Here is a 24291-nt window from a genome sequence, read left to right as displayed (position 1 = left end):
GCGCTCCCGTGAAGGGCTCTGACACGGTTTCAAGAGTTACCCCGCCCCTTGCCCGTCTTCGGACATGCGGCGCGGTAAGACAAGTCGATACAGATGGCCGGGGATCCGGTCGCCTGACAATGCGCTCGCAACCTGTAGGGAGGAATATATGCGACGGAATCTCTTAACAACGACGGCAGTCGTGCTGCTGGCTCTGGCCGGTTCGGCTCAGGCCGGCATGAACGAAGCCAAGACATTCCTGGACAAGGAGATCGGCGATGTCTCGACGCTCTCGCGCGCCGATCAGGAAAAGGAAATGCAATGGTTCATCGACGCGGCCAAGCCCTTCCAGGGCATGGAGATCAAGGTCGTCTCGGAAACCTTGACCACCCACCAGTATGAATCGCAGGTTCTGGCACCGGCCTTCACCGCCATCACCGGCATCAAGGTCACCCATGACGTCATCCAGGAAGGCGACGTCGTCGAGAAGATCCAGACGCAGATGCAGACCGGCCAGAACCTCTATGACGGCTGGGTCAACGATTCCGACTTGATCGGCACACATTGGCGCTACAAGCAGGTCCGCAACCTGACCGACTGGATGGCCGGCGAAGGCAAGGACGTTACCAATCCAGGCCTCGACATCGCCGATTTCATCGGCACCAGCTTCACCACCGCACCGGACAAGAAGCTCTACCAGCTTCCCGACCAGCAGTTCGCCAACCTCTACTGGTTCCGCTACGACTGGTTCAACGACGAGAAGAACAAGGCCGACTTCAAGGCCAAGTACGGCTACGATCTCGGCGTACCGGTCAACTGGTCGGCCTATGAGGATATCGCCGAATTCTTCACCGGCCGCGACGTCAACGGCAAGAAGGTCTTCGGCCATATGGACTATGGCAAGAAGGACCCGTCGCTCGGCTGGCGCTTTACCGATGCCTGGCTCTCCATGGCCGGCAACGGTGACAAGGGCCTGCCGAACGGCCTGCCGGTCGACGAATGGGGCATCAAGGTCGATGCCAACTCGCGTCCGGTCGGCTCCTGCGTCGCCCGTGGCGGTGACACCAACGGCCCGGCCGCCGTCTACTCTATCCAGAAGTATCTCGATTGGTTGAAGGCCTATGCACCGCCGGAAGCTCAAGGCATGACCTTCTCGGAATCCGGTCCGGTTCCGTCGCAGGGCAATGTCGCCCAGCAGATCTTCTGGTACACGGCCTTCACCGCCGACATGGTCAAGCCCGGCCTGCCGGTCATGAACGCCGACGGCACGCCGAAATGGCGCATGGCGCCGTCTCCGCATGGCGTCTACTGGAAGGACGGCATGAAGCTCGGCTATCAGGACGTCGGTTCCTGGACGCTGATGAAGTCGACCCCGGTCGACCGCGCAAAGGCCGCATGGCTCTACGCGCAGTTCGTAACCTCGAAGACGGTGGATGTGAAGAAGAGCCATGTCGGCCTCACCTTCATCCGCGAATCCACCATCCGCGACAAGAGCTTCACCAAGCGCGCGCCTGAACTCGGCGGCCTGATCGAGTTCTATCGCTCGCCGGCACGCGTGCAATGGTCGCCCACCGGCACCAACGTTCCAGACTATCCGAAGCTGGCGCAGCTCTGGTGGCAGGCGATCGGCGATGCCGCATCGGGTGCCAAGAACGCGCAAGGTGCCATGGATGCACTCTGCGCCGACCAGGAAAAGGTGATGCAGCGTATCGAACGCGCCGGTGTTCAGGGCGATATCGGTCCGAAGCTCGCCGAAGAGCACGATCTCGCCTACTGGAACGCCGATGCCGTCAAGAACGGCCATCTCGCTCCGCAGCTGAAGATCGCCAACGAGAAGGAAAAGCCGGTCACCGTCAACTACGACGAACTGGTCAAGAGCTGGGCCGACGCGCAGAAGTAAGCCGAGCCTGTGACGCAATATGGATGCCGGGGCCTGAAAGGGCTCCGGCATTTTTTCGTGATGGCCAGGCACGGAAAACAGAAAAAACCAGCTGCGTCGCGACTGTCACAGACTTGACACATTTCCTGCGAGCACGAACTATCCTTATCCGGATCATGGCATCCGAATACATCAGAAACCGTTGATATGCTTCGCGGATTTTCAGCAGCCAATAATCATAAGGAGAACAGCGTGAGAAACGGATATTTTGGGCGCCAGGCGCTCATGACCGCCTTCAGCCTTGCCGCCGCCCTGCCGGCTCTGGCAGCCGACCTGCCGACAGCCCAGCCCGACGACAATCTCAACGCGGTTCTCTGGGATCAGACCTCGGTCGAGGCCAAGGGGAATGCGCTCGGCGCCTACGCGCTTGGCCGCATCCGGCTCGACGAAGCCCTGGCGAACAAGAGCTGGACCGCGGCCCCGGTCGAGCAGACCGGCAACTTCCAGGATTTCCCCCCGGCAATCATCCTCGATGTCGACGACACCGTGCTCAACACATCGCCCTATCAGGCCCATAACATCATCGCCGGCACCGGCTTCACGCCGGACAGCTGGACCAAATATGTCAACGCCCAGCAAGACAGCCCCATTCCGGGCTCCGTCGAATTCACGCAATATGCGGCGTCCAAGGGCGTGAAGGTCTTCTACGTCACCAACCGCACCGCCGATGAGGAAGGCCCGACCGTCGAGGAGATGAAGCGCTTCGGCTTCCCGATGGGCGACAATGTCGACACTTTTCTCAGCGCCAAGGAACAGCCCGATTGGGGCTCCGCCAAGGGCACGCGCCGCGCCTTCATCGCCAAGAACTACCGTATTCTCCTGATGTTCGGCGACAATTTCGGCGACTTCACCGACGACTACAAGGGCACCCTCGAGGAACGCCAGAAGGTCTTCGACGCCAATGCCGCCCATTTCGGCCACGACTGGATCGCCATCGCGAATCCGACTTACGGCTCGTTCGAAAGCGCCCCCTACAAGGGCGACTACAAGCTGCCGGCGGACCAGCAGCGCCAGCTGAAGCAGGATGCGCTGAAACCCTGGGATGGGAAGTAATCATTAATGGCAGAATCGGAGGAGGGTGCGATACCCCCCTCTGTCACTGACGTGACAGAGGGGGGTATCGGACGTTCGGCGCATTGAAAATGCCTCCGCTCAACTCTTCCGCTTGAGCTTGGTCGCACCTTCCTCCACCAGTCTTTTCGCCGCCTCGGCGACCGTGATCTTGCCGAAAGCGAGCTGATCGGCGACCGGGCGCGCGACGTTCTGGTCGAACTCTCCAGAGCCCAGCGGCGCCGGTACTGGATAGGTGCCGACCTGATCCTTCAGCAGCTCGATATATTGCACCGTCTGCTGCTCCACCGGATTAAGTGTCGGCAGGATGGAAGCGCGTACGGCGGGCGACATCGGTACGCCGCGCTCGACGCCGAGGATCTTGCCGGCATCGGGATCGTTGACGAAGAAGTTGATGAATTTCGCCGCCGCTTCGCCGTTCTTGCTGGTGGCGCCCACACTCCAGATCAGGGCGGGGCGATAGTAATGGCCGGAGGGGCCGTCCTTCTTTTCGCGCGGCAGCATCGTGACGGCGAGCTTGCTCTTGACCACGAGCTGATAGCCGACGAGCTGGTTGGAATAGGCCATGCCGATCGCCGATTTTCCGAGCGCCAGGCAGTTGCTCTCGATGACGTTCTGGTCGAGCGTCTGGACATCGGCGGAGACCGTGCCGCCGCGCTTGCGCAGATCTTCCCAGTAGCTGTACCATTCCTTGGCATCGTCGACGCCGAAGCCGAGCCCGCCCTCTTCCGTAAAGAGGCTCTTGCCGCGCTGGCGTAGCCAGACATCGAGCACGTAATTGTAGCGCGCTCCATAGGGGCCGCCCCAATAGCCGCGCTTGCCGGCCGCCTTGGTCATTTCCACGGCGAGATCGGCATATTCCGCCCATGTCGTGGTCGGGCCGGGCGGCGTCAGGCCGGTCTTCTTGAACATCTCCTCGTCATAGAACATCGCAAAGGAATTGAGACCGAGACCGACGCCATAGAGCTTGTTGTCGACGGTGGTCAGCTTCAGCACATCCTTGCCGAAACTGTCCACATTCAGCGTCGAGGGCACGAACTGGTCGAGCGGCATGCAGGCGCCGCGCTTGGAATAGTCCGAAATCGTGCTCGGCTCGAGCTGGAAGACGTCTGCTATGTTCTGGCTGGCCATGCCGGTTGCGAGCTTTGCCCAGTAGCCATCACCGCTGATGCTTTCACCGACGACGGATAGATCAGGGTTCTTGCTGTGAAACAGTTCGGCGACGGCAACCGTGCGCTTGCCACGATCGGGCGAGCCCCACCACATCGCCCGCAATTGCGTCGCGTCGGCAAAGGCGGGCATGGCCCCTCCACCGAAAGCGAGACCGGCCGCGGCTCCGGCAGTTCCGATCATGAATGAACGACGATTCATGCGCATGAGATTCCTCCTTCTCTTGCGTTGCTATCCGCGACGATCTCCCCGACGCCTACTGCGGATATTTCCGCGGGAGGATATGCAACTTCATTGCCAAACGCAATAAACAATCTTTTTCTTGCAAATTTGCGTAATTTGCATAAACATTGCGGTATGAATGAGCTTCGATCCAAACGCATCACCCAGGCCGACATTGCCAGCAGAGCCGGCGTCTCCGTCTCCACGGTGTCACGAGTGCTGACCAATGAACCCGGCATCAGCGACACGATCCGCCAGCAGATCTTCAAGGTGGCGAGCGATCTCGGCTACCCGCTGAAGTCCGCCGTCGATACCATGCCGGGAGGGTTAGCACTGATCGCCAGCGACAGCGCCACGGGCAGCCTCAGCGTCTTCTACGAAGGCATTCTGGAGGGCTTGCGTGCCGGCGCCACGGAGCGCGGCATGCCCTTCGATATTCGCCTTGTCCGCGAGGCGAGAACATCGCCGGAGCACATCCAGGAGCAGCTTCAGGCGGCGGCGGCGGAGGGCCTGTTCCTCGTCGGCATCGATCCATCCGACGATCTGCGCGCCTGGCTGGAGGAGAGCGGCACGCCGACCGTGCTCGTCAACGGAACCGATCCGAAGCTGCGCTTCGATGGCGTCTCGCCCTCCAACTTCTTCGGCGCCTATGCCGCGACCCGCCGACTGCTCGATGCCGGCCATCGCCGTATCCTGCATTTCACCGGCTCCCACCGCCATACGATCCGCGAGCGCATCCGTGGCTTCGAGGCGGCGATCGCCTCGGTGGAGGGCGCCGAGGGCCGGATCGTGCCCATGACCTTTCGCGGCAGTTCCAGCCAGGAGGCGCATGATACAACCGCAGCCATCCTCGCCGAGGATCGCAGCTTTACCGCCGCTTTCTGCATGAACGATTTCATCGCCGTCGGCGTGCTCGATGCCGTCATCGAAGCAGGACTGCGCGTGCCCGACGACTTCGCCATCGTCGGCTTCGATGATCTGCCCTGCGCCCTGATGACCAATCCGCGCCTTGCCACCATGCGCGTCGACCGCGCCGCTCTGGGACGCGAGGCCGTCAACCTGATGATCGCCCGCTTCCGCGACCGCGATGCGCCTGCCCGCCAAGTCTGCCACGCCGTCACGCCGATCCCCGGCGGCACCCTTCCGCCCGAAACCTGAAGCGCGTCTCCTGTCGAGGCGACCAAGCAAGAGCCAGACCGATGATCTACGATCCCGTCAGTACCAATCCGCTTGCCGGCAATCCGCTCACAAGCCGCGCCGACATGCGTTGCGCGCTGACCGACCTGTTCGATCCGCTGCTGCCCTATTTCTCCAAGGGTAATGCTCGCGTCCGCATCGATGCCGCCGGTGCGCATTTCGACCGCGCCGCCGCCGATCTCGAAGGTTTTGCCCGCCCGCTCTGGGGCCTTGCGCCGCTCGGCGCCGGCGGCGGAGATTTCGCCCATTGGGACCGCTTTGCCGAGGGGCTGGCCAATGGCGTCGACCCGGCTCATCCGGAATATTGGGGCGGTGTTAACGGCCGCGACCAGCGCATGGTCGAGCTTGCCGCGTTGGGCTTCGCGCTGGCGCTGATACCGGAAAAGATCTGGGAGCCGCTGGATGCCCGCGCCCGCGGCAACCTCATCGCCTATCTCAAGCATGCCCGCACCTTCGACTATGCCGACAACAATTGGAAATTCTTCCGCGTACTGGTCGACATCGCGCTCGACCGCCTCGGCGCCACCTTCGACCGCAGCCTGACGGAGGACTATCTGAGGGAATTGGACGGCTTCTACATTGCCGACGGCTGGTATCGCGACGGCAATATCCGGCGCATCGACCACTACATCCCCTTTGCCATGCATTTCTACGGGCTGATCTATTCCAAGCTCGTTAACGACGACCGCGCCGAGCGCTATCGCGAGCGCGCTGTGTTGTTCGCCAAGGATTTCCGCCACTGGTTCGCGCCCGATGGCGCCACCATCCCCTTCGGCCGCAGCCTGACTTACCGCTTCGCCTGCGCCGGCTTCTGGTCTGCGCTCGCCTTTGCCGATGTCGAGGCGCTGCCCTGGGGCGAGATCAAGGGGCTTTGCCTTCGGCATCTGCGCTGGTGGGCCGACAAGCCGATCGCCAACCGCGACGGCACATTGCCGATCGGCTACGCCTATCCCAACCTGCTGATGTCGGAAAACTACAATTCCGCCGGCTCCCCCTATTGGGCCTTCAAGGCCTTCCTGCCGCTGGCGCTCCCCGAGACTCATCCTTTCTGGACGGCGGAGGAAAAGCCGCCAGAGAATGAGCCGGCTATCATTCCCCTCAAGCATCCCGGCATGGTCATCATGCGCAGCAAGGCGGATGTCGTGGCGCTGTCCTCCGGCCAGGAAAACCAGCAGATGCGCTTCGGGGCGGAGAAATACGCCAAATTCGCCTATTCCGCCCGCTACGGCTTCAGCATCGAAAGTGACGAGCGGGCCTTCACCGGCGCGGCCTTTGACTCAATGCTCGCTTTTAGCGATGACGGCCTGCACTACCGCGTCCGCGAGACCAATCAGGAGGCGAAGCTCGCCGGCAATACGCTCTATGCCAAATGGTCGCCCTTGGCCGACGTGACCGTCGAGACCTGGCTGATCCCCGCCGCCCCCTGGCATGTCCGCCTACACAAGATCGTCACGCCGCGACCGCTGCAAACGGCCGAAGGCGGCTTCGCGATCGCCAGGCGGGATTTCGAGGCTGACACGCTCTCAGCCGGCAAGGGTGCCGCCTATGCAATCGGCGAGGAGGATTTCAGCGGCATTCTCGATCTCGGCTCGACCATTGCCCGCGACGGCGTGGCGCAGAAGGCGCCGCCGAACACCAACCTGATCGCCTCAAAGACGCTGGTGCCGCAATTGCGCGGCACGATCCCGGCCGGCGAGACCATTCTCGTCTCCGCCATCCTCGCCGAGCGTGACCCCTCCGCCGTCTCCGGCGCCTGGACGAAGCCGCCCGCGAAACCCGACATCGACGCCCTGCACGCCCTGATCGCCGAAAAAGGCGCCACCGTCAGCGCCATCGAAGCGCCGGGGCGCCTGCCATGACACCATCTGCCTCCCGCCCGACCGTTGCTTTCGCCATGCAGCCGTCGCGCACTCAGCATGTGCTACCATCAGCTCTGATCCAACGTCTCGACACGATCGCCCGCGTCCTCGACGCCGCGCCGATGGTACGCTTCGACGATGACAGGGCGCGCAAGCTCCTCGGCAAAGCGGAAATCCTGATCACCGGCTGGGGCTCGCCGCACATCGACGAGGCCGTGCTGGCGCAAGCGCCGAACTTAAAGCTGGTGGCGCATGCGGCGGGCACGGTAAAGGGCCTGATCGAGAACGGCCTGTTCGACAGGAATATCGTGGTCAGCCATGCGGCGCAGGCCAATGCCCTGCCGGTCGCCGAATTCACCCTTGCCGCGATCATCTTTGCCGGCAAGCAGGTCTTCCGCTTTCGCGACCTCTATGTCGCCGACCGCAACCGCCACCGCACCCAGCCGATCCAGGCCGAAGCCATCGGCAATTACGGCCGCACGGTCGGCATCATCGGCGCATCACGCATCGGCCGGCGCGTAATCGAACTGCTCGCCCCCTTCGACTACCGGATCCTGCTTTACGATCCGATGGTCGACGAGACGGAAGCGGCGAGCCTTGGCGTCGAGAAGACCGAGCTCGACGCCCTGATGGCCAACGCCGACATCGTCTCGCTGCATGCCCCTTCGCTGCCGGCGACGCGGCATATGATCGACGTCCAACGCCTGTCCCTAATGAAACCAGGTGCCAGCTTCATCAACACAGCGCGCGGCGCACTGGTCGATGAAGCCGCCCTGCTCGCCACCCTGAAAACCGGCCGGATCGACGCCATCATCGACGTCACCGATCCGGAAATCCCGGAGGCAAGTTCGGCCTTTTACGACCTGCCGAATGTCTTCCTGACACCGCATATTGCCGGCGCCGTCGGGCTAGAGCGCAGCCGCCTCGGCGAGATGGCGGTGGACGAGGCTATCCGCTTCATCGAGGGCAAACCGCTGCTCTATGAAATCCGCCGCGAGGATCTGGCGCGCATGGCATGACGCAACGCAGCAAATTCACGAAAACACCCTGAAAACGCCCCATTTCGGCACACCCGAAAAACTCGTTTTTAATCATTCCCGGCTAGCAATCTCTTAGCGAAGAGGTTTCTAGTCATGCGTACTCGCGTTCTTTCCATTCTGGCTGTCTTGCTGCTTGGCGTGCTGGCGAGCTGCGCCACCGCGCCCACCCGTACCCGCAATGTCTGCGCGATCTTCGATCAGCGCGACGGCTGGTTCAACAATTGGCAGCGGGCGGCCGAGCGTACCGAGCGCAAATACGGCGTTCCCGTGCCGATCCTGATGGCGACGATCTACACCGAATCCGGCTTCCGACCACGCGCGCGTCCGCCCAGACGATACCTGCTCGGCTTCATTCCCTGGAAGCGCCCATCGAGCGCCTACGGTTTTTCGCAAGCACTGGACGGCACCTGGGAAAAATACAAGCGTGAGACAGGCAATTGGGGCGCAAGCCGCACCAGCTTCTCCGACGCGATCGATTTCGTCGGCTGGTATCACTACCGGACACACCTCGAGACCGGCATCGCGCTCAACGATTCCTATGACCTCTATCTCGCCTATTATTCCGGCACGAAGGGCTATCTGCAGGGGGCTTGGCGCGGCAATGCGACGGCGCTCGCCGGCGCAAAACGCTTCAACGGCATGACCGCGCTCTACGCGCAGCAACTGCCGGGCTGCAGCTAACTAAGGACTGCGCGGCTCTTTACGGCCGCGCCTCCAGCAGGTTCAAACCACCATCCTCGCCCCAGATATCGGCGATCGAAACCTGCTGGCCGGTACGACTGCTTTCCAGCGCCGCGATGCCACAGAGAACCGACATTGCGCCCGCGCGTGAACCGGCGCGTTGTCTGAGTTCATCGTTCGGCCCGGATTGCAGCAGCATGTTGCGCAGCCGGTCGTCGCCGCCGTAGTGACCGCCGGAGGAATGCGGCACCCAGATGCGCTCGACATCGCCGAAATTCTTCATGACGACGATCTCGTCCGCCGGCGGCGTCGTCCATTTCTGCTTCTCGTATTGCCGCATCTCGATACGCCCCTTGTGACCGTTGAAGGCGATATGGTGGCCTTCGATCGGCATGTAGGTGTTCAGCGAGTAGGAGACGTTGACGCCGTTGCGATAGCGGATCGAAGAAACCATCGTGTCGGGGATATCGATATCCTCGCGGAAGACGCAGGCGTCGCGGACATAGCCATCGACCGTTGACGGATCCTCATAGAGACTTTCGAGCAGCGGCGTCGCGCTGATATCGAGATAGTAATCGCACTCGTCCTTGTACCGACAGCTACGACAGCGCTCGCCGCGGAAGGGACCCTTGCGACCGTAATGCTTGAGATCGGCGAAGGCCGAGACCGTCTCGGGATCGGAATCCAGATACCAGTTCAGAAGATCGAAGTGATGCGTCGCCTTATGCACGAAGAGGCTGCCGGAATTTTCGACGAAGGCATGCCAGCGGCGGAAATAATCGGCGCCGTGGCTGGTATCAAGATACCAGTGAAAATCGACTGAGGTGACATCTCCGATGACGCCGGAATTGATCAGCTCCTTGATCTTCGCCGCCGTCGGCGCGAAGCGGTAGTTGAAGGAGACGTCGAGCCGCTTGCCGGTCCGCGCCTCGGCATCGAGAATGCGCTTGATCTTGTCGACCGTCGTCGTCATCGGCTTTTCGCTGATGACATTGGCGCCGGCCTCCATCGCCTTGACGATCAGGTCGTCATGACTGGAATCGCGGGTACAGACGATGACGAGATCCGGCTTTTCGACCCGCAGCAGCTCGTCGAAATCGGTATAGACCGGCACCTTCGCCCCGATATATTCCAGCGCCCGTTTGGCCCGCATCGCGTTGAGATCGCAGACGGCGACAAGCTCGACCTCATTGCCCCAGCGCTCGACCAGATCCTTGCCCCACATGGTAGCGCCGCGATTGCCGGTTCCGACCAGGGCATAGCGCTTCTTCGATGATGACGGCATGTTCTTCCTCCAGAGTCTCGTTACTCCTTCTCCCCTCGGGGAGAAGGTGCCCAAAGGGCGGATGAGGGGGTGGCGCGGCGAAATCGGCGATGCCTTACGGTGCAACGCCCCCTCAACCCGCGCGTACCGCGCGCCCTTCTCCCCGCTGGGGAGAAGGTATCATCTCTCCATCGCGCTCCAGTCGGGCGCGATGGACGAACCGAGACCGATGGCGCCGATGACCGAGCCGATGGCGATCCTGCCGCCTTCGATCCTCAGCCGCGTCCGCCCGTCGCGAACGGCATAGAGATCGTCATGCACCCGCGCGAAAGCTGCCTGCTCGGCCTCGGGCGCACCGGCCATGCCATCAACATAATGGTGACCGTTGCGCTCGATATGCGTCATCCCGATCAGGGAGGCGAGCGCCAGATCCTGCTGTACGGCAAGACCGCCCTGCGTCGTCAGGTCTTCCGCCGACATGAAATAGGCAATGCCGTCATCAGCGCTCCATTTGGCAACGCGCGCCCGGTTCAGTAGCGAGCGATAGAAACCCTTGCAAGATTTGGAGGAGATGCCGGTATAGCCAAGCCGCCTCGCCGTGATGAAAGCGTTGATGTCGGCATCGGATTCATCGATTTCGACCGGCTTGAAAGCGGCAAGCGCCGTCACTGGCTTTTCGAAGGCATAGGCGCGAGCGATCGGCTGCTCGACGAACAGGATCGAGGCCGCAAATCGCGCCAGCCTCGGCTCGGCCCGGATGCGCGACAAGAGATCGGCCACCGCCTCGGCGGATGCGAATTGTTCATTGCCATCAAGCGTTACCGAATAGGCCGGCACTTTGGCGTCGATCACCGCGGCAATGCGGCAAAGGCGATCGATATCGGCATCGGGAACACCCGACACCTTCACCTTGAAGAAGGTCAGGCCATAGGCATCGATCGCCTCTTCGAAACTCTCCGACAGCCCATCGTTGAGACGCTCGTCCGCTGCGATATCGCGCGTCTCGATGGCATCGACGAGGCCGACGGTGTGGCGGGCGGCAAGGCTCCGCGCCGGCGTCAATGTCGAAAGGAAACCTGAGAGATCGAAGCCTTCCAGATCCGTTGTGGTCGAGGCGTCGATACCGGGGCGGTTGGCCTTGATCGCTTGCGCGACCGTCAACCCTTCCAGCCGGCAGAGGGCATCGAGGATAGCCCTGTTGGCAAGCGCCAGGCCGAAGGAGGCGACCAGGCCGTTCAGCTTGTCAGCCGCGGCGCGCGCATGATGGGCCGCTTCGACGGCTGCATGCAGCGTGAAGGCTGTCTCCAATCCCGCACCTTGCAAGGCATCAAGCGCTAAGGCCAGCGAGCGGCGAAGCTGGTTTTCATTATCGGCATTGGTGAGTTCAGGTGATTTGTCGAACCATTTCGGCACCATCAACTCCGCCGCCATCCCACTTGCCGAACGGCCACTCGCATCCTCGATCCGGACACGCAGAAAAATCTGCCGCGCCTCCCGCAGCGTCGCCGCCCCAAAACGGAAGGGAAGCCGCAGCTTGACGGGACGCTCGAAAGCCTCCGCCTCGACAAGTTTGATTTTCAATGGCTCGGTCATGGCAGGACATTCCTCTTACGGCGGTGCGCCGACTTAGATTTCCAGCGGCTCGACATCCAGCCAGCGGCGTTCGGCCCAGCTTTTCAGGCCGAGGGAGGCGACCTGCACGCCCTTGGCGCCTTCCGTCAGCGTGTAGTGCCAGGGCGCGTCCTCGAGCACATGGCGCAGGAACATTTCCCACTGGATCTTGAAGCCGTTGTCATAGACCTGATTGTCCGGCACCTCGTCCCAGGTATCGAAGAAATCGATCGTCTGCGGCTGGTCCGGGTTCCACACCGGCTTCGGCGTGTTGACGCGGTGTTGCGTGAAGCAGCGGCTCAAGCCGGCTACCGCCGAACCATGCGTGCCGTCCACCTGGAAGGTAACGAGATCGTCACGACGAACGCGGACAGCCCAGGAAGAATTGATATGGGCGACGATGCCGCCTTCAAGCTCGAAAGTGGCATAGGCCGCATCGTCGGCATCGGCGACATAGCGCCGGCCGGCCTCGTCGACGCGCTCGGGGATATGGGTGGCGCCGAGGCAGCTGATCGCCTTCACCGGCCCAAAAAGATTGTCGAGCACATAGCGCCAGTGGCAAAGCATATCGAGGATGATGCCGCCGCCGTCGGCCTTGCGATAGTTCCACGACGGCCGCTGTGCCGTCTGCCAGTCACCCTCGAACACCCAGTAGCCGAACTCGCCGCGCACCGAGAGGATCTTGCCGAAAAAGCCGCTGTCGCGCAGCATGGCGATCTTGCGAAGACCGGGCAGGAACAGCTTGTCCTGCACCACGCCGTTCTTAAGACCGGATGCCTTGGCCTTCCGGGCAAGCGCCACGGCCGTGTCGAGATCATCCGAGATCGGCTTTTCGCAATAGATATGCTTGCCGGCGTCCAGCGCCTTGGAGACCAGATCGGCGCGCATCTGCGTCGTTGCGGCATCGAAGAAGATCGCATCTTCAGGATCGGCAAGCGCACCGTCGAGATCGGTGGTCCAGCGCTCGATGCCGTATTTGCGGGCCAGCTCCTCCAGCCGCGCCGCATTGCGGCCGACAAGCACCGGATCCGGCATGACGCGTTCGCCGTTCGACAAGAGCACGCCGCCCTCGGCGCGCAGCGCCACGATCGAGCGGATGAGATGCTGGTTCAGCCCCATGCGTCCCGTGACGCCGTGCATGATGATCCCGATGCGTTTCATGATCCCTCCCGATCGTTTGACCCGACTCCCTCCCGAGTCAGGAAAAGCAAAGGTTTGGCCGCGCAGCCAATGTAACTATATAGTTACACGATGGCGCGATCTGTCCGGGCTTGTCAATCGCCTTTCGAAAATTTCTCTAGGCCTTGATCGAGGCGAGCGTCACCGAGACGATATGCTCGCCCCAGGCCTTCAGTGCGTCGGGCGCCGTCAGCTTGCGGGCAAAAATCGTCGACAGCGTATGGCGGTTGGACAGATAGAAGAAACCGAGTGCTGCGACGGTCAGGTAGACGGAGACCGGATCGACCGCCGGCCGGAAGATGCCGGCTGCTTCACCACGTCGCAGCACGCCGGCCAGCTCGGCAATAAAATGCGAATGCATCGCCAGGATCTTATCGGAGCGCTTCAGATAACGCGCCTCGTGCAGGTTTTCGGTGACAAGCAGGCTCAGGAACTCCGGATGATCGAGAAAGTGATGCCAGGTGAAAAGCGCCAGTTCCCGCATTCCCTCCTCGGGATTGCGATTAGCGAGATCCAGATGTTTCTCGGCGCTGCGGATTTCCGCATAGGTCGCCTCCAGCACGGCGACATAAAGCCCCTCCTTGTCGCCGAAATAATGGTAGAGCATGCGCTTGTTGGTCTGCGCCCGCGCCGCGATCGCATCCACCCTGGCGCCGCCGAAACCATGGGCGGAGAATTCCGCCGTCGCCGCATCCAGGATCATGGCATGGGTGCGCTGCGGATTGCGCGGCACCTTCTTCGGCTTGGCAATCACATTGCCATCCGCACCGGTCCTTGAGGATTTTTCGGGCCCCTGCCCCGCCTTTGTCGCCATTGGCATTTCTCCTCCCCGATCCATCTCTCTTACGGCGAATGCCTCAAGCTTCAGCGTGCGCCGTTTTGATTGTGATACGATTGGCGCTTGACAGCGGTCGCGTTTCTATCCAACTTGTAACCAAATAGTTATATCTTGCATAGCAGTTCGTAGATCATCGGTTAACTGGGGAGGAGACCAGGATGACTTTAACGATCGACCGCCGGCAATTGCTTGCCGGCATGGCAGCAACGCTTGCTTTCGGCAGTATCGGACTTGGCCGCGCCAATGCGGCAACCGCGATGCGGCTTCTTTGGTGGGGGTCCAAGGAACGCGCCGACCGCACATTCGCAGCCGTGAAAGCCTACCAGGCCAAGAACCCGGATGTGACCATCGCCGGCGAAACCTTCGGCTGGGACAGCTACTGGACCCGCCTCGCCACGCAGACCGCCGGCGGCAATGCGCCCGACCTCATCCAGATGGACTATCGCTACATCTTCGAATATGCGCGCCGCGGCACGCTGCTCGATATGACGCCCTATCTCGGCAAGAGCCTTACGATCGAGGATTTCGGCGCCCCGAACATCGATTCCGGCAAGGTTGACGGCAAGATCTATGGCGTCAATCTCGGGGTCAATTCCTCGATGGTCGTCGTCAACGCCGCCGCCTGGCAGGAAACCGGCGTCGAGCAACCGCATGACGGCATCACCTGGGAACAGCTCGGTGACGCCTGCGCCAAATTCACGGCCGCCAAGAAGCGCCGAGGCGTCTACGGCACCGGCGATGAAAGCGGCGGAGAACCCGCCCTCGAATGCTGGCTGCGCCAGCACGGCAAGGCGCTCTACACCAATGACGGCAAGCTCGGCTTCGAGGCCAAGGACGCGGCCGATTGGTTCGCCTTCTGGGCCGAATTGCGCAAAAGCGGCGCCTGCGTGCCGGCCGACGTGCAGGCGCTCGACCAGCAGACCATTGAAACCGACACGCTCGTGACCAAAAAGTCGGCTGTCAGCTACGCCCATTCCAACCAGTTCGTCGCCATCCAGGGCCTCGTCAAGGAAAAGCTGGATCTGATCGCTTATCCCAGCAACCCGGACAGCAAGCCCGGCCAATATCTGAAGCCGTCGATGCTGATGTCGGTTTCGGCGAGTTCCGCCAACAAGGACGCCGCCGTCGCCTTCATCAACTATCTGGTCGAAAGTCCTGACGGAGCCAAGACACTCGGCGTCGAGCGCGGTGTTCCCGCCTCGCCGAAGATCCGCGATCTTCTGACACAGGACCTCGATGCGACGAGCAAGCAGGTCGTCGACTATATCGGCCGCCTGACACCGCATGTCGGAGCACTGCCGCCGTCTCCGCCGAACGGCGCCGGCGAAAATGCGTTCCTCTTGAAGAAGATCGCCGAGGAAGTCGCCTTCGGCAAAAGCAGCGCGCAGGACGGCGCAACGAAATTCGTCGAACAGGCAGCAGCAAACATAACGCGAGGCTGATACCGTGGGTACAAACAGCAACAGCGTTGCCGGTGGCCTGGCCATCGGCGCGAACGCGCGAGCGCGAACAGAGACCATTTACAAGGCGCCGAGCGCGTTCTCGCGCAATGCACCTGGCTACCTCTTTCTCCTGCCCTGGCTGATCGGCTTCTTCGGCCTGACGCTGGGGCCGGCGATCGCCTCGCTCTATCTGTCCTTGACCGACTATAACCTGCTGCAGGCGCCGGATTGGGTCGGGCTGGACAACTACGTGCGTATCGCCACCGCCGACGACAAGTTCATCTCGTCGATGAAGGTGACGCTGTTCTACGTGGTCTGTTCCGTGCCGCTGAAGCTGACCTTCGCGTTGTTGGTAGCGCTGTTGCTCAACCGCGGCATTCGCGGCCTGCCGGTCTATCGCGCCATCTTCTACCTGCCGTCGCTGCTCGGCTCCAGCGTCGCCATCGCCGTGCTCTGGCGGCAGATTTTCGATGCCGACGGCGTCGTCAACACGCTGCTCTGGTACTTGTTCGGCATCAACGGCCCGAGCTGGATCTCCAATCCGGACTACTCGCTCTACACACTCGTGATCCTCGCCGTCTGGCAGTTCGGCTCGCCGATGATCATCTTCTTGGCTGGCCTCCGGCAGATCCCCACGGATCTCTATGAAGCCGCCAGCCTCGACGGCGCGTCCAAGGTGCGGATCTTCTTCAAGATCACCCTGCCGCTTTTGACGCCGGTGATCTTCTTCAACGCCGTCGTGCAGACCATCGACGCCTTCAAGGCCTTCACGCCGGCCTACGTCATCTCTTCAGGCACCGGCGGGCCGATCGACTCGACGCTGTTCTACACCCTCTATCTCTACCAGGAAGCCTTCGGCTATTTCCGCATGGGCTATGCCTCGGCGCTCGCCTGGATCCTGGTGATCATCATCGCGATCTTCACCGCCTTCTCCTTCCTCTCCGCTCGTTATTGGGTTCATTACGATGACTGACGCGAAGCTCACCCACTTTCCCGAAGACCTGAGCCCGCCGCGCGAGCGTCCCTGGTTCTTCTCCATCCTCATCCACATCGCACTGATCGGTGCGTCGATCGTGATGCTTTATCCGCTGCTGTGGATGCTCTCCGGTTCGATCAAGGACCAGAACGAGATCTTCGGTACTGCATCGCTGATCCCGTCGCATTTCGACTTCAGCTCGTTTCCGCGCGGCTGGTTCGGCGGGCAGGTGAACTTCGGCTCCTTCGTCTGGAACTCCGTCGTCATCGCCGTGCTCTCGGTCATCGGCAATGTCATCTCCTGCTCACTGGCCGCCTACGCCTTCGCGCGGCTGAATTTCTGGGGCAAGAACTTCTGGTTCGCGCTGATGCTCGGCACGCTGATGCTGCCCTATCATGTGACGCTGATCCCGCAATATATCCTCTTCCTGAAGCTCGGCTGGGTGAAGACCATGCTGCCGCTGGTCGTGCCGAAATTCCTCGCGGTCGACGCCTTCTTCATCTTCCTGATGGTGCAGTTCTTCCGCGGCATACCGCGCGAACTGGACGAAGCGGCAATGATGGACGGCTGCAGCCCCTGGCGCATCTATTGGCGCATCATGCTGCCGCTGTCGCTGCCGGTTCTCGCCACCGCCGCCATCTTCTCCTTCATCTGGACCTGGGACGATTTCTTCGGTCCGCTGATCTATCTCTCCGATATCAATACCTACACGGTGCAGCTCGGCTTGCGCTCTTTCGTGGACTCGACCGGAAGCTCCGACTGGAGCAGCCTGTTCGCCATGTCGAGCCTGTCGCTGATCCCCGTCTTCCTGATCTTCCTGTTCTTCCAGAGGCTGCTGATCGACGGCATCGCCACGGCCGGCCTCAAACGCTGAAAACGAAAAAGCGATCCCAAGAGCCTCGGAGCAATTGGGATCGCATCGCAAAATCCACTGAAAGGAATATCGCATGAGCGCCCTGCGCTTCGCCGCCATCGGTATCAACCACGATCACATCTACGGCCAGGTCAACGTCATGCTCCGGGCAGGCGCGGAACTGGTTGCCTTCCACGCCATCGAGGACGACCTTGCCGCCGTCTTCGCGGAGCGCTTTCCGCAGGCAAAGCGCGTTGCCGACAAGAGAGAGATCCTCGAAGATCGCTCCATCGCGCTGATCGTCAGCGCCGCGATTTCCAGCGAGCGGGCCGGCCTTGCGATCGAGGCCATGCGCCACGGCAAGGACGTGATGCTCGACAAGCCGGGCATGGTGACGCTGGATCAGCTTGCTGAGGTCCGTCGGGTGCAGGCCGAGACCAAGCGCATCGTCTCCATCCTCTATTCCGAACATTTCGAGACGGCATCGACCGTCAAGGCCGGCGAGTTGGTCAAGGCCGGCGCCATCGGCAAGGTCATCCACACCACCGGTCTCGGCCCACACCGGCTGCGCAAGCCGACCCGGCCGGAGTGGTTCTTCGACCGCAAGCGTTATGGCGGCATCATCGCCGACATCGCCTCGCATCAATGCGAACAGTTCCTGTTCTTCGCCGGATCGCTGGAAGCCGAGATCCTGTCGGCTACCGTCTCGAACCGCGCCAATCCGGAAACACCGGGCCTGCAGGACTACGGTGACTTCCATGTGAGAACGCCTGACGTCACCGGTTACGTCCGCGTCGACTGGTTCACGCCCGATGGCCTCTCCACCTGGGGCGATGGCCGCCTGTTTATCGTCGGCACAGAGGGAACGATCGAACTGCGCAAATATATCGATGTCGCCGGCCGTCCCGGCACGGACCATCTCTTCCTCACCGACCGCAAAGGCATGCAGCATATCGATTGCAGCGAGGTCGAGCTGCCCTTCGGCCGGCAACTGGCCGCCGATATCCGCGACCGCACCGAAACCGCGATGGGGCAGGAACATTGCTTCAAGGCCATGGAGCTGGCGCTGAAGGCCCAGGCTCTGGCCGAAGCGACATCGCTCAACAGCTTGCAGAGGTAATCTGGACATGTCCGACATCAAGAAAGTCGCGGTCATCGGTCTCGGCATTGGCCGCTCCCATATTGTCGAAGGCTATCTGCCGCATTCCGACCGCTTCGAGGTCGCCGTGCTTTGCGATCTCAACGAGGAACGCCTGAACGCCGTTGGTGACGAATTCGGCATCGCCAGACGCCTCAAGGATTTCGTCGAGGTGCTGAACATGCCGGATATCGACGTCATCGATATCTGCACGCCACCCGGCTCGCATTTCGAAATGATCGTGCAGGCGCTCGCCGCCGGCAAGAGCGTCGTCTGCGAAAAGCCGCTGGTCGGCTCGCTCGCGGATATCGACGCCGTGATCGCCGCGGAGAAGACGGCCAAGGGCCGGCTGATGCCGATCTTCCAGTATCGTTATGGCGACGGCATCCAGAAGGCCAAGCGCATCATCGAGGCCGGTATTGCCGGCAAAGCCTATGTCGCCACTTCAGAGACCCATTGGGTGCGCGGCGCCGACTATTATGCGGTCCCCTGGCGCGGCAAATGGGCGACGGAACTCGGCGGTGTGCTGATGACGCATTCGATCCACCTGCACGACATGCTGACCTATCTGATGGGACCGATCGCTGGCCTCTTCGGCCGCGTCGCCACCCGCGTCAACGATATCGAGGTGGAAGATTGCGCCAGCGCCAGTCTGCTGATGCAGAACGGCGCGCTTGCGACAATCAGCGCCACGCTCGGCTCGCAGGAGCAGATCAGCCGCCTGCGCCTCTGCTTCGAGAACGTGATGATCGAGAGCAACCACGAACCCTATAGCCCCGGCCAGGATCCGTGGAAAATCGTGCCCGCCAATGACGAGATTGCGGAGAAGATCGACGCGCTGCTGGCGGACTGGCAGCCTGTGCCGATCCGCTTTAACACGCAGATGAAGCTATTCCATGAGGCACTGGTGTCCGGTGGCCCGCTGCCGGTGACCACCGTCGACGCCCGTCAGGCGCTGGAACTGGTGACCGCCTTTTACGAATCGTCGGAAACGCGCACCGAAGTCCGATTTCCGGTCGGCCCGGAAAGCACGAAATACAAGAGCTGGAGGCCGGCATGAACGTTGCCCCGCGAGCCATCAGGACGAACAAGGAGGACAGGCCCATGGCGACCAGCGTCTCGCTGCAGAAGATCATCAAGCGCTATGGCGAACTTCAGGTCGTCCACGGCATTGACCTCGAGATCGAACCGGGGGAATTCACCGTCTTCGTCGGCCCATCCGGCTGCGGCAAGTCCACGCTGCTGCGCATGATCGCCGGACTAGAGCCGATTTCCGGCGGCACGCTCTATCTCGACGGCACCCGCATGAACGATGTCCCCGCCTCCAAGCGCGGCATCGCCATGGTGTTCCAGTCCTATGCGCTTTATCCGCATATGTCGGTCTACAAAAACCTTGCTTTCGGCCTGGAGACGGCCGGCATGAAGAAGCAGGACATTCATCCGCGCGTCGAAAAGGCGGCAGAGGTTCTGCAGATCACCCAGCTCCTGCAACGCAAGCCGAAGCAGCTTTCCGGCGGCCAGCGCCAGCGCGTGGCCATCGGCCGCGCCATCGTGCGCGAACCCAATATCTTCCTCTTCGACGAGCCGCTCTCCAACCTCGACGCCGAGTTGCGCGTTCAGATGCGCGTCGAGATCGCCCGCCTGCACCAGCGCCTCGGCAACACGATGATCTACGTCACCCACGACCAGACCGAGGCCATGACCATGGCCGACAAGATCGTCGTGCTGAACGGCGGCAAGATCGAGCAGGTCGGCGCGCCGCTCGATCTCTACAACAAGCCAAAGAACAAGTTCGTCGCCGGCTTTATCGGCTCGCCGAAAATGAACTTCCTCAATGCCAAGATCGTCGCCTCCGACGACGGCTCGGCCGTCATCGACCTCCACGGCCAGACCATCCGCCTGCCGCGCCGGTTGGGTGGCATCCAGCCCGGCGACACCGTCACGCTCGGCGCACGGCCGGAACATTTGAACGTCGGCGATCGCGGCCTGGCCCTTGGCAGCGCCCATGTCGACCTAGTCGAGCATCTCGGCGGCCAGACCATTCTCTATGCCACCTTGCACGGAGGCCAGTCACTGACCATCGCGCTGGAGGACCAACAGGCGATCCGCGCCGGCGAAACGGTGAATATCCGCATCGATCCCGAGCGCTGTCATTTGTTCGGACCGGATGGGACAACGTTGTAAAAAGGCTGCTGACGCAGGTGGGGCCTGTCTCGCCCCTGGTGGGCGGGAACGCAGAAGCTGGGAATTAGGCGAGGGTTCGTCCCTCGTCTAATTCCTGGTTTTTACAAGAGCGGGGTAGGCAGAGACGCATTCAGTTTCCGGCCTACCGGCGCAAGAAACAAACCTCTGCTCTTGCAATTTCAATGACTTGGAAGTTACCACCGACCATCAAACTTCGATTATTCGCCGGCTACCGATAATTTTGACCTGGCCTGTCGGAACGGTCCCGACCGCAATTCCGACTCTCGGCTGAAGCCGCAGCCGTCGTGTCACACCAGGCGCCAGGTGGAACCAGTCGTCCTCTGCCCGATAGGCATCGAAATCGACTTGGACTGATTGCGCCAGCCGATCGCTGCGCAGATCGAGAAACCACTGCCCATCCTGCTGTAAAACGGACGCCACGATTTCCGCCTCGTGAAAGGCTTTCGTCCTGCCCAAGGGAAAATGGAAAGCCTCAGCAATCAACGCACCCGTGTCACGTGCCGTAAGCTGCGCCACCGTGACATCATGCGATGACGGGCCAAAACGGAAGGCATAGGTCGTATCGAAGAAGGCGCCGAAGATGTCGGTACAGGCGATCTTGTTCTTGGAACGAGCCTTGATCGACAGCTCTCGTTTTCCACCCACGACCCTCTGCCGTCCGTCGCGCAGGCAGGAAACTTCAAGATGGAGATCAAGCGTCGCATCACTCTCGTTGATCACATGCACATCGAGGCCATTGGTGCCCTCGTCGGTGAGCAGCACCTGCACCGGCCGGAAGGCGCGACGGAGCGCATACCATACGGGCTTCGGCTCGCCGGTCGAATCGATCACACCCCAGCCGGGGCCGGGCAACAAATCCTGCAGCGTCCAGACCAGCGCGCCATTGCAGCCCGAACCCTGCCGGCGCCATTCGGCAAAGGTCTCTTCCGCGACCTCGCCGGTGACGGCACGCGACAGAGCGAGATAGAGGTCTGGATCTTCGCGTCGCAGCCGATCCGGCTCGAAGCCGTAGAGTTCCGTCAGATAATGATCGCGCACATCCTCGAAATCCCAGGATGCGCCGCGATCGCGCGGCACGCGCTCCTTCCATAGTGGACTATGCACCGCCGGAACCGGCAGATGCCGCGACAGCGTCCGGGCCTGCGGCACATGCGCGAAAGCCAGGCTTTCCGCGGCGAAACGGACATCGGCACGGCGCGCATCGTCGAGCGGCCGCATATAGGCGCCGACGCCGTAGTAATGCGTCACCCCTTCATTCGCGGAGAACGGCATGGCGCCGCCGGAGGGTGAGTTGATGACATAGGGCACGTCGGGCCGCAGCGATTGCGCGACCGCCGGAATGATCTCCTCCACGATCGGACTTGCCCAGAACCTTTCCGGCAGACCGAGCATGGCCGCCTGCTGATGCATCTCGCTGCCGCCGCAAAGCACAGCGAGCGATGGCGACAGGCGTGTATGGCCAAGAAACTGTGAGACTTCCGTCTCGACATGAGCGTTAAAAGCCTTGTCACCCTTCGGATAATCGAAATTGGCGAACATGAAATCCTGCCAGACCAGCAGGCCGAACTCGTCGCAGAGCTTGAAGAACTCCGGCGTCTCATAGGCCATGGTGCCGCCGATGCGGATCATGTTCATGCCCGCTTCCGCCGCCAGCCGCAGCCAGGGCTCGTAATCGTCGCGGCCACCGGGCAGCCGCACGATATCCGCCGTGGTCCAGACCGCGCCACGGCAGAAGATGCGCTCGCCATTGACGATCAGGCCGAAATCCCGGCCGTCAGCCCCGCGATCAATTGCTAGCCGGCGAAAACCGGTGCGCCCAAGCGAATGCTCGACGCCATCGACGACCAGCGTGACGTCGTGAAGGTGCGGTGTGCCATGCGTGCGCGGCCACCATGGCGTCGCGCCCGGGATTTTCAGGATCGCCGTGCAACGGCCATGGCTATCTCGCTCGAAAGCCTGTTCGAACTCCCCGCAACGAAGGCTGACGTCGCTGACATGCCCCTCGATCGACAACGAGGCATAAAGCCGACCCTCGCCATCCTCCAGCAGGTCGGGACGCAGCGAAAGGTCGCGAATGACGGGCTTATGCGCATGCAGGAGCGACACCGGCCGCCATGGCCCGACGGCATGGATTTCCGGGCACCAGCCGGGCATATGGCCAAGCAGGGTCGTACGGACCAGCCGCAATCCCTGCGGCGTGATCATCTGCGGCCGCCAGCGGGCGCGCGGGCCGGGCTCGGCAAGACGCGGCTCGAGCGCGCGGAAACAAAGCGCCAGATCGTCGCCGCCCTGCAGGTGAACGGCGAGATCATGCGTTTCGAACATGCTTTCGGAGACGAGGATTTTTCGGCCGTTCAGGAAGACGTCGCAGAGTGTCGCCAATCCCTCGAGCCGCAGCACCGCATTGCCAGCCTCGGCATCGACCAACCGGCAGAGATACCAGGCGTCCCGGTCGTTCAGCGGATGCGGATGTTCCCGGTCGAAAAGCCCCGCCTTTTCCAGCGCCTCGGCCACGGTGCCCGGCACCGGTGCCGGGATGAGACCGGCCGAAGACGACAGGTCCGAAGGCGAGGCACAGGCGCCCGCATCCGTCAGAACCAGATTCCACCCTTCGCTCAGCAGCGTCTTGCCGCTGATATCAGCCAAACGCCCGTGCATTGGATCCCTAAAGCTTTTGTTCCAGCAGCCCCATCATGGAATCCCATGCATCCGCCGCCGGATCAAGCGCCGTCTGCAACGGCTCGAATTTCTTGCGCGTGATGGCACGGGCAAGTTGGAACTGCACCGATTTCGCCACTTCCGAAATCCGACGCGCTTCGCTGGCGACCTCGGCAAAATCCGCTGACAGCCAATCGAGATGACTGCCCGCCAGCTCGAAATTGGCGCCGAGCTGGCGCAGCGTGTTGAAGGCATATTTATGGAAAAAGCCGAAGGGTCGCTCGGCTACGGCTTCCACCTGCGCCGGAAAGACCGTCGCGAAGGCGCGGATGGGATTGGCGACGGGCCGGCGGCGGAAATGGAAGGCCAGGAGTTGCCGCGACGTCTGCCGGATAGCCGCCTCGCCGGGCTTGTTCTGCGGAAATTTGGCGAATTCCGTATAGGGCAGGAAGGGCAGGTCTTCGTCCGTCAGATGCAGCTGGAACAGCCCGTCGAAATCCTCACCCGACAGCTGGAAGAAACCGCCATTGTGGAAATAGTCGAGCTCGCGGCCCGCCAGATCCAGCCGGTTGATGGCAACGGTCGTCTTGCCATGCTCGCGGCGATAACCCACACCCTGGGTGTCGGGCATGTAGAAGGAATCCATCTCCACCAGGCAGAGCCGGCCGCGGCCGATCTGCTCGGCGACATGGCGCTCGACCTTGTCGTAGATTGCAAGCTCGGTGCAGCGGATGCCGTAGAGCGCTTCGAGGTCTTCGAGCGGCACCTTGAAGAAGGTAAACTGGTCACCCTCGAAATCCTGGCCCATCGTGAAGCCGAGCATGGCTTCCGGCGGCAGGTTCAAGCTCGCCAGCACTTCGATCCAGAGATCGATGTAGCAATTGGTTTCCGGCCACATGCGCTCGCTGTCGTGCAACGCATGTGGTTTGTAGGCGGCAGGATCGAGGCCCGCAAAGATGGAAGCCACGA

Annotated in this window: 19 protein-coding genes; 12 read left to right on the top strand and 7 right to left on the bottom strand. The window is 61.8% G+C overall.

What is annotated here, in order from left to right:
* The first annotated feature begins 148 nt into the window (after nucleotides 1-148).
* Nucleotides 149-1879: an ABC transporter substrate-binding protein gene (locus AB6803_RS19740; RefSeq protein WP_007692213.1), complete on the top strand. Its 1731-nt coding sequence runs from the start codon at nucleotides 149-151 to the stop codon at nucleotides 1877-1879.
* A gap of 231 nt (nucleotides 1880-2110) precedes the next feature.
* Nucleotides 2111-2971 (top strand): 5'-nucleotidase, lipoprotein e(P4) family, encoded by an 861-nt coding sequence (locus AB6803_RS19735; RefSeq protein ID WP_371110466.1) that lies wholly within the window; start codon nucleotides 2111-2113, stop codon nucleotides 2969-2971.
* A 99-nt stretch (nucleotides 2972-3070) separates the two neighbouring features.
* Here the strand turns inward: AB6803_RS19735 and AB6803_RS19730 are convergent, their stop codons facing one another.
* The gene (locus tag AB6803_RS19730; RefSeq protein ID WP_371110465.1) at nucleotides 3071-4366 is read right to left on the bottom strand and encodes an ABC transporter substrate-binding protein; all 1296 of its coding nucleotides are present in this window, start codon (nucleotides 4364-4366) and stop codon (nucleotides 3071-3073) included.
* A gap of 150 nt (nucleotides 4367-4516) precedes the next feature.
* Between AB6803_RS19730 and AB6803_RS19725 the strand changes: the two genes are divergently transcribed.
* The 4 genes from AB6803_RS19725 to AB6803_RS19710 all read left to right on the top strand — a co-directional run bounded on the left by AB6803_RS19725 (nucleotide 4517) and on the right by AB6803_RS19710 (nucleotide 9158).
* Nucleotides 4517-5539, top strand: coding sequence for a LacI family DNA-binding transcriptional regulator (locus tag AB6803_RS19725; protein WP_371110464.1), 1023 nt, complete (start codon nucleotides 4517-4519; stop codon nucleotides 5537-5539).
* Nucleotides 5540-5580: 41 nt separating this feature from the next.
* Complete coding sequence (locus AB6803_RS19720) at nucleotides 5581-7437, top strand: DUF2264 domain-containing protein (RefSeq protein ID WP_371110463.1); 1857 nt, start codon at nucleotides 5581-5583, stop codon at nucleotides 7435-7437.
* On the top strand, nucleotides 7434-8456 hold the full coding sequence (locus tag AB6803_RS19715; RefSeq protein ID WP_371110462.1) for a hydroxyacid dehydrogenase: 1023 nt from the start codon (nucleotides 7434-7436) through the stop codon (nucleotides 8454-8456). Before AB6803_RS19720 ends, AB6803_RS19715 begins: the two co-directional genes overlap by 4 nt.
* A gap of 114 nt (nucleotides 8457-8570) precedes the next feature.
* On the top strand, nucleotides 8571-9158 hold the full coding sequence (locus AB6803_RS19710; RefSeq protein WP_371110461.1) for a transglycosylase SLT domain-containing protein: 588 nt from the start codon (nucleotides 8571-8573) through the stop codon (nucleotides 9156-9158).
* Between the two features lie 19 nt (nucleotides 9159-9177).
* On the opposite strand, the gene AB6803_RS19705 is transcribed toward AB6803_RS19710, so the two are convergent.
* From AB6803_RS19705 to AB6803_RS19690, 4 genes are all read right to left on the bottom strand, one after another.
* Nucleotides 9178-10443, bottom strand: coding sequence for a Gfo/Idh/MocA family protein (locus tag AB6803_RS19705; protein ID WP_371110460.1), 1266 nt, complete (start codon nucleotides 10441-10443; stop codon nucleotides 9178-9180).
* Nucleotides 10444-10602: 159 nt separating this feature from the next.
* The gene (locus AB6803_RS19700) at nucleotides 10603-12015 is read right to left on the bottom strand and encodes a mandelate racemase (protein WP_371110459.1); all 1413 of its coding nucleotides are present in this window, start codon (nucleotides 12013-12015) and stop codon (nucleotides 10603-10605) included.
* Nucleotides 12016-12048: 33 nt separating this feature from the next.
* Nucleotides 12049-13194 carry a Gfo/Idh/MocA family protein gene (locus AB6803_RS19695; RefSeq protein ID WP_371110458.1) on the bottom strand — a complete coding sequence of 382 codons (1146 nt, stop codon included), beginning with the start codon at nucleotides 13192-13194 and terminating at the stop codon, nucleotides 12049-12051.
* Between the two features lie 136 nt (nucleotides 13195-13330).
* Nucleotides 13331-14026 (bottom strand): TetR/AcrR family transcriptional regulator, encoded by a 696-nt coding sequence (locus AB6803_RS19690; protein WP_371110457.1) that lies wholly within the window; start codon nucleotides 14024-14026, stop codon nucleotides 13331-13333.
* 182 nt (nucleotides 14027-14208) lie between these two features.
* On the opposite strand from AB6803_RS19690, the gene AB6803_RS19685 reads away from it, so the two are divergent.
* The 6 genes from AB6803_RS19685 to AB6803_RS19660 all read left to right on the top strand — a co-directional run bounded on the left by AB6803_RS19685 (nucleotide 14209) and on the right by AB6803_RS19660 (nucleotide 20643).
* The gene (locus AB6803_RS19685) at nucleotides 14209-15492 is read left to right on the top strand and encodes an ABC transporter substrate-binding protein (RefSeq protein ID WP_371110456.1); all 1284 of its coding nucleotides are present in this window, start codon (nucleotides 14209-14211) and stop codon (nucleotides 15490-15492) included.
* A 37-nt stretch (nucleotides 15493-15529) separates the two neighbouring features.
* On the top strand, nucleotides 15530-16465 hold the full coding sequence (locus AB6803_RS19680; RefSeq protein ID WP_085946446.1) for a carbohydrate ABC transporter permease: 936 nt from the start codon (nucleotides 15530-15532) through the stop codon (nucleotides 16463-16465).
* Nucleotides 16458-17342 (top strand): carbohydrate ABC transporter permease, encoded by an 885-nt coding sequence (locus tag AB6803_RS19675; protein WP_007692235.1) that lies wholly within the window; start codon nucleotides 16458-16460, stop codon nucleotides 17340-17342. Before AB6803_RS19680 ends, AB6803_RS19675 begins: the two co-directional genes overlap by 8 nt.
* Before the next feature lie 73 nt (nucleotides 17343-17415).
* Complete coding sequence (locus AB6803_RS19670) at nucleotides 17416-18441, top strand: Gfo/Idh/MocA family protein (RefSeq protein ID WP_371110455.1); 1026 nt, start codon at nucleotides 17416-17418, stop codon at nucleotides 18439-18441.
* A gap of 7 nt (nucleotides 18442-18448) precedes the next feature.
* Nucleotides 18449-19519, top strand: a complete 1071-nt coding sequence (locus AB6803_RS19665; protein WP_371110454.1) for a Gfo/Idh/MocA family protein — start codon at nucleotides 18449-18451, stop codon at nucleotides 19517-19519.
* Between the two features lie 44 nt (nucleotides 19520-19563).
* Nucleotides 19564-20643, top strand: a complete 1080-nt coding sequence (locus tag AB6803_RS19660) for an ABC transporter ATP-binding protein (protein WP_371110542.1) — start codon at nucleotides 19564-19566, stop codon at nucleotides 20641-20643.
* A 207-nt stretch (nucleotides 20644-20850) separates the two neighbouring features.
* On the opposite strand, the gene AB6803_RS19655 is transcribed toward AB6803_RS19660, so the two are convergent.
* A complete protein-coding gene (locus AB6803_RS19655) occupies nucleotides 20851-23322 on the bottom strand; it encodes a glycoside hydrolase family 2 protein (protein WP_371110453.1) in 2472 nt (823 codons plus the stop codon).
* 7 nt (nucleotides 23323-23329) lie between these two features.
* Nucleotides 23330-24289, bottom strand: coding sequence for a DUF1839 family protein (locus AB6803_RS19650; RefSeq protein ID WP_371110452.1), 960 nt, complete (start codon nucleotides 24287-24289; stop codon nucleotides 23330-23332).
* Nucleotides 24290-24291 lie beyond the last annotated feature (2 nt).

Origin of the sequence: Rhizobium sp. RCC_161_2 (assembly GCF_041355235.1) — a bacterium.
In the GTDB taxonomy this organism is placed as follows: Bacteria; Pseudomonadota; Alphaproteobacteria; order Rhizobiales; family Rhizobiaceae; genus Rhizobium.
Note: the sequence above shows the minus strand (reverse complement) of the source record. Positions and strands in the feature narration are given on the sequence as shown.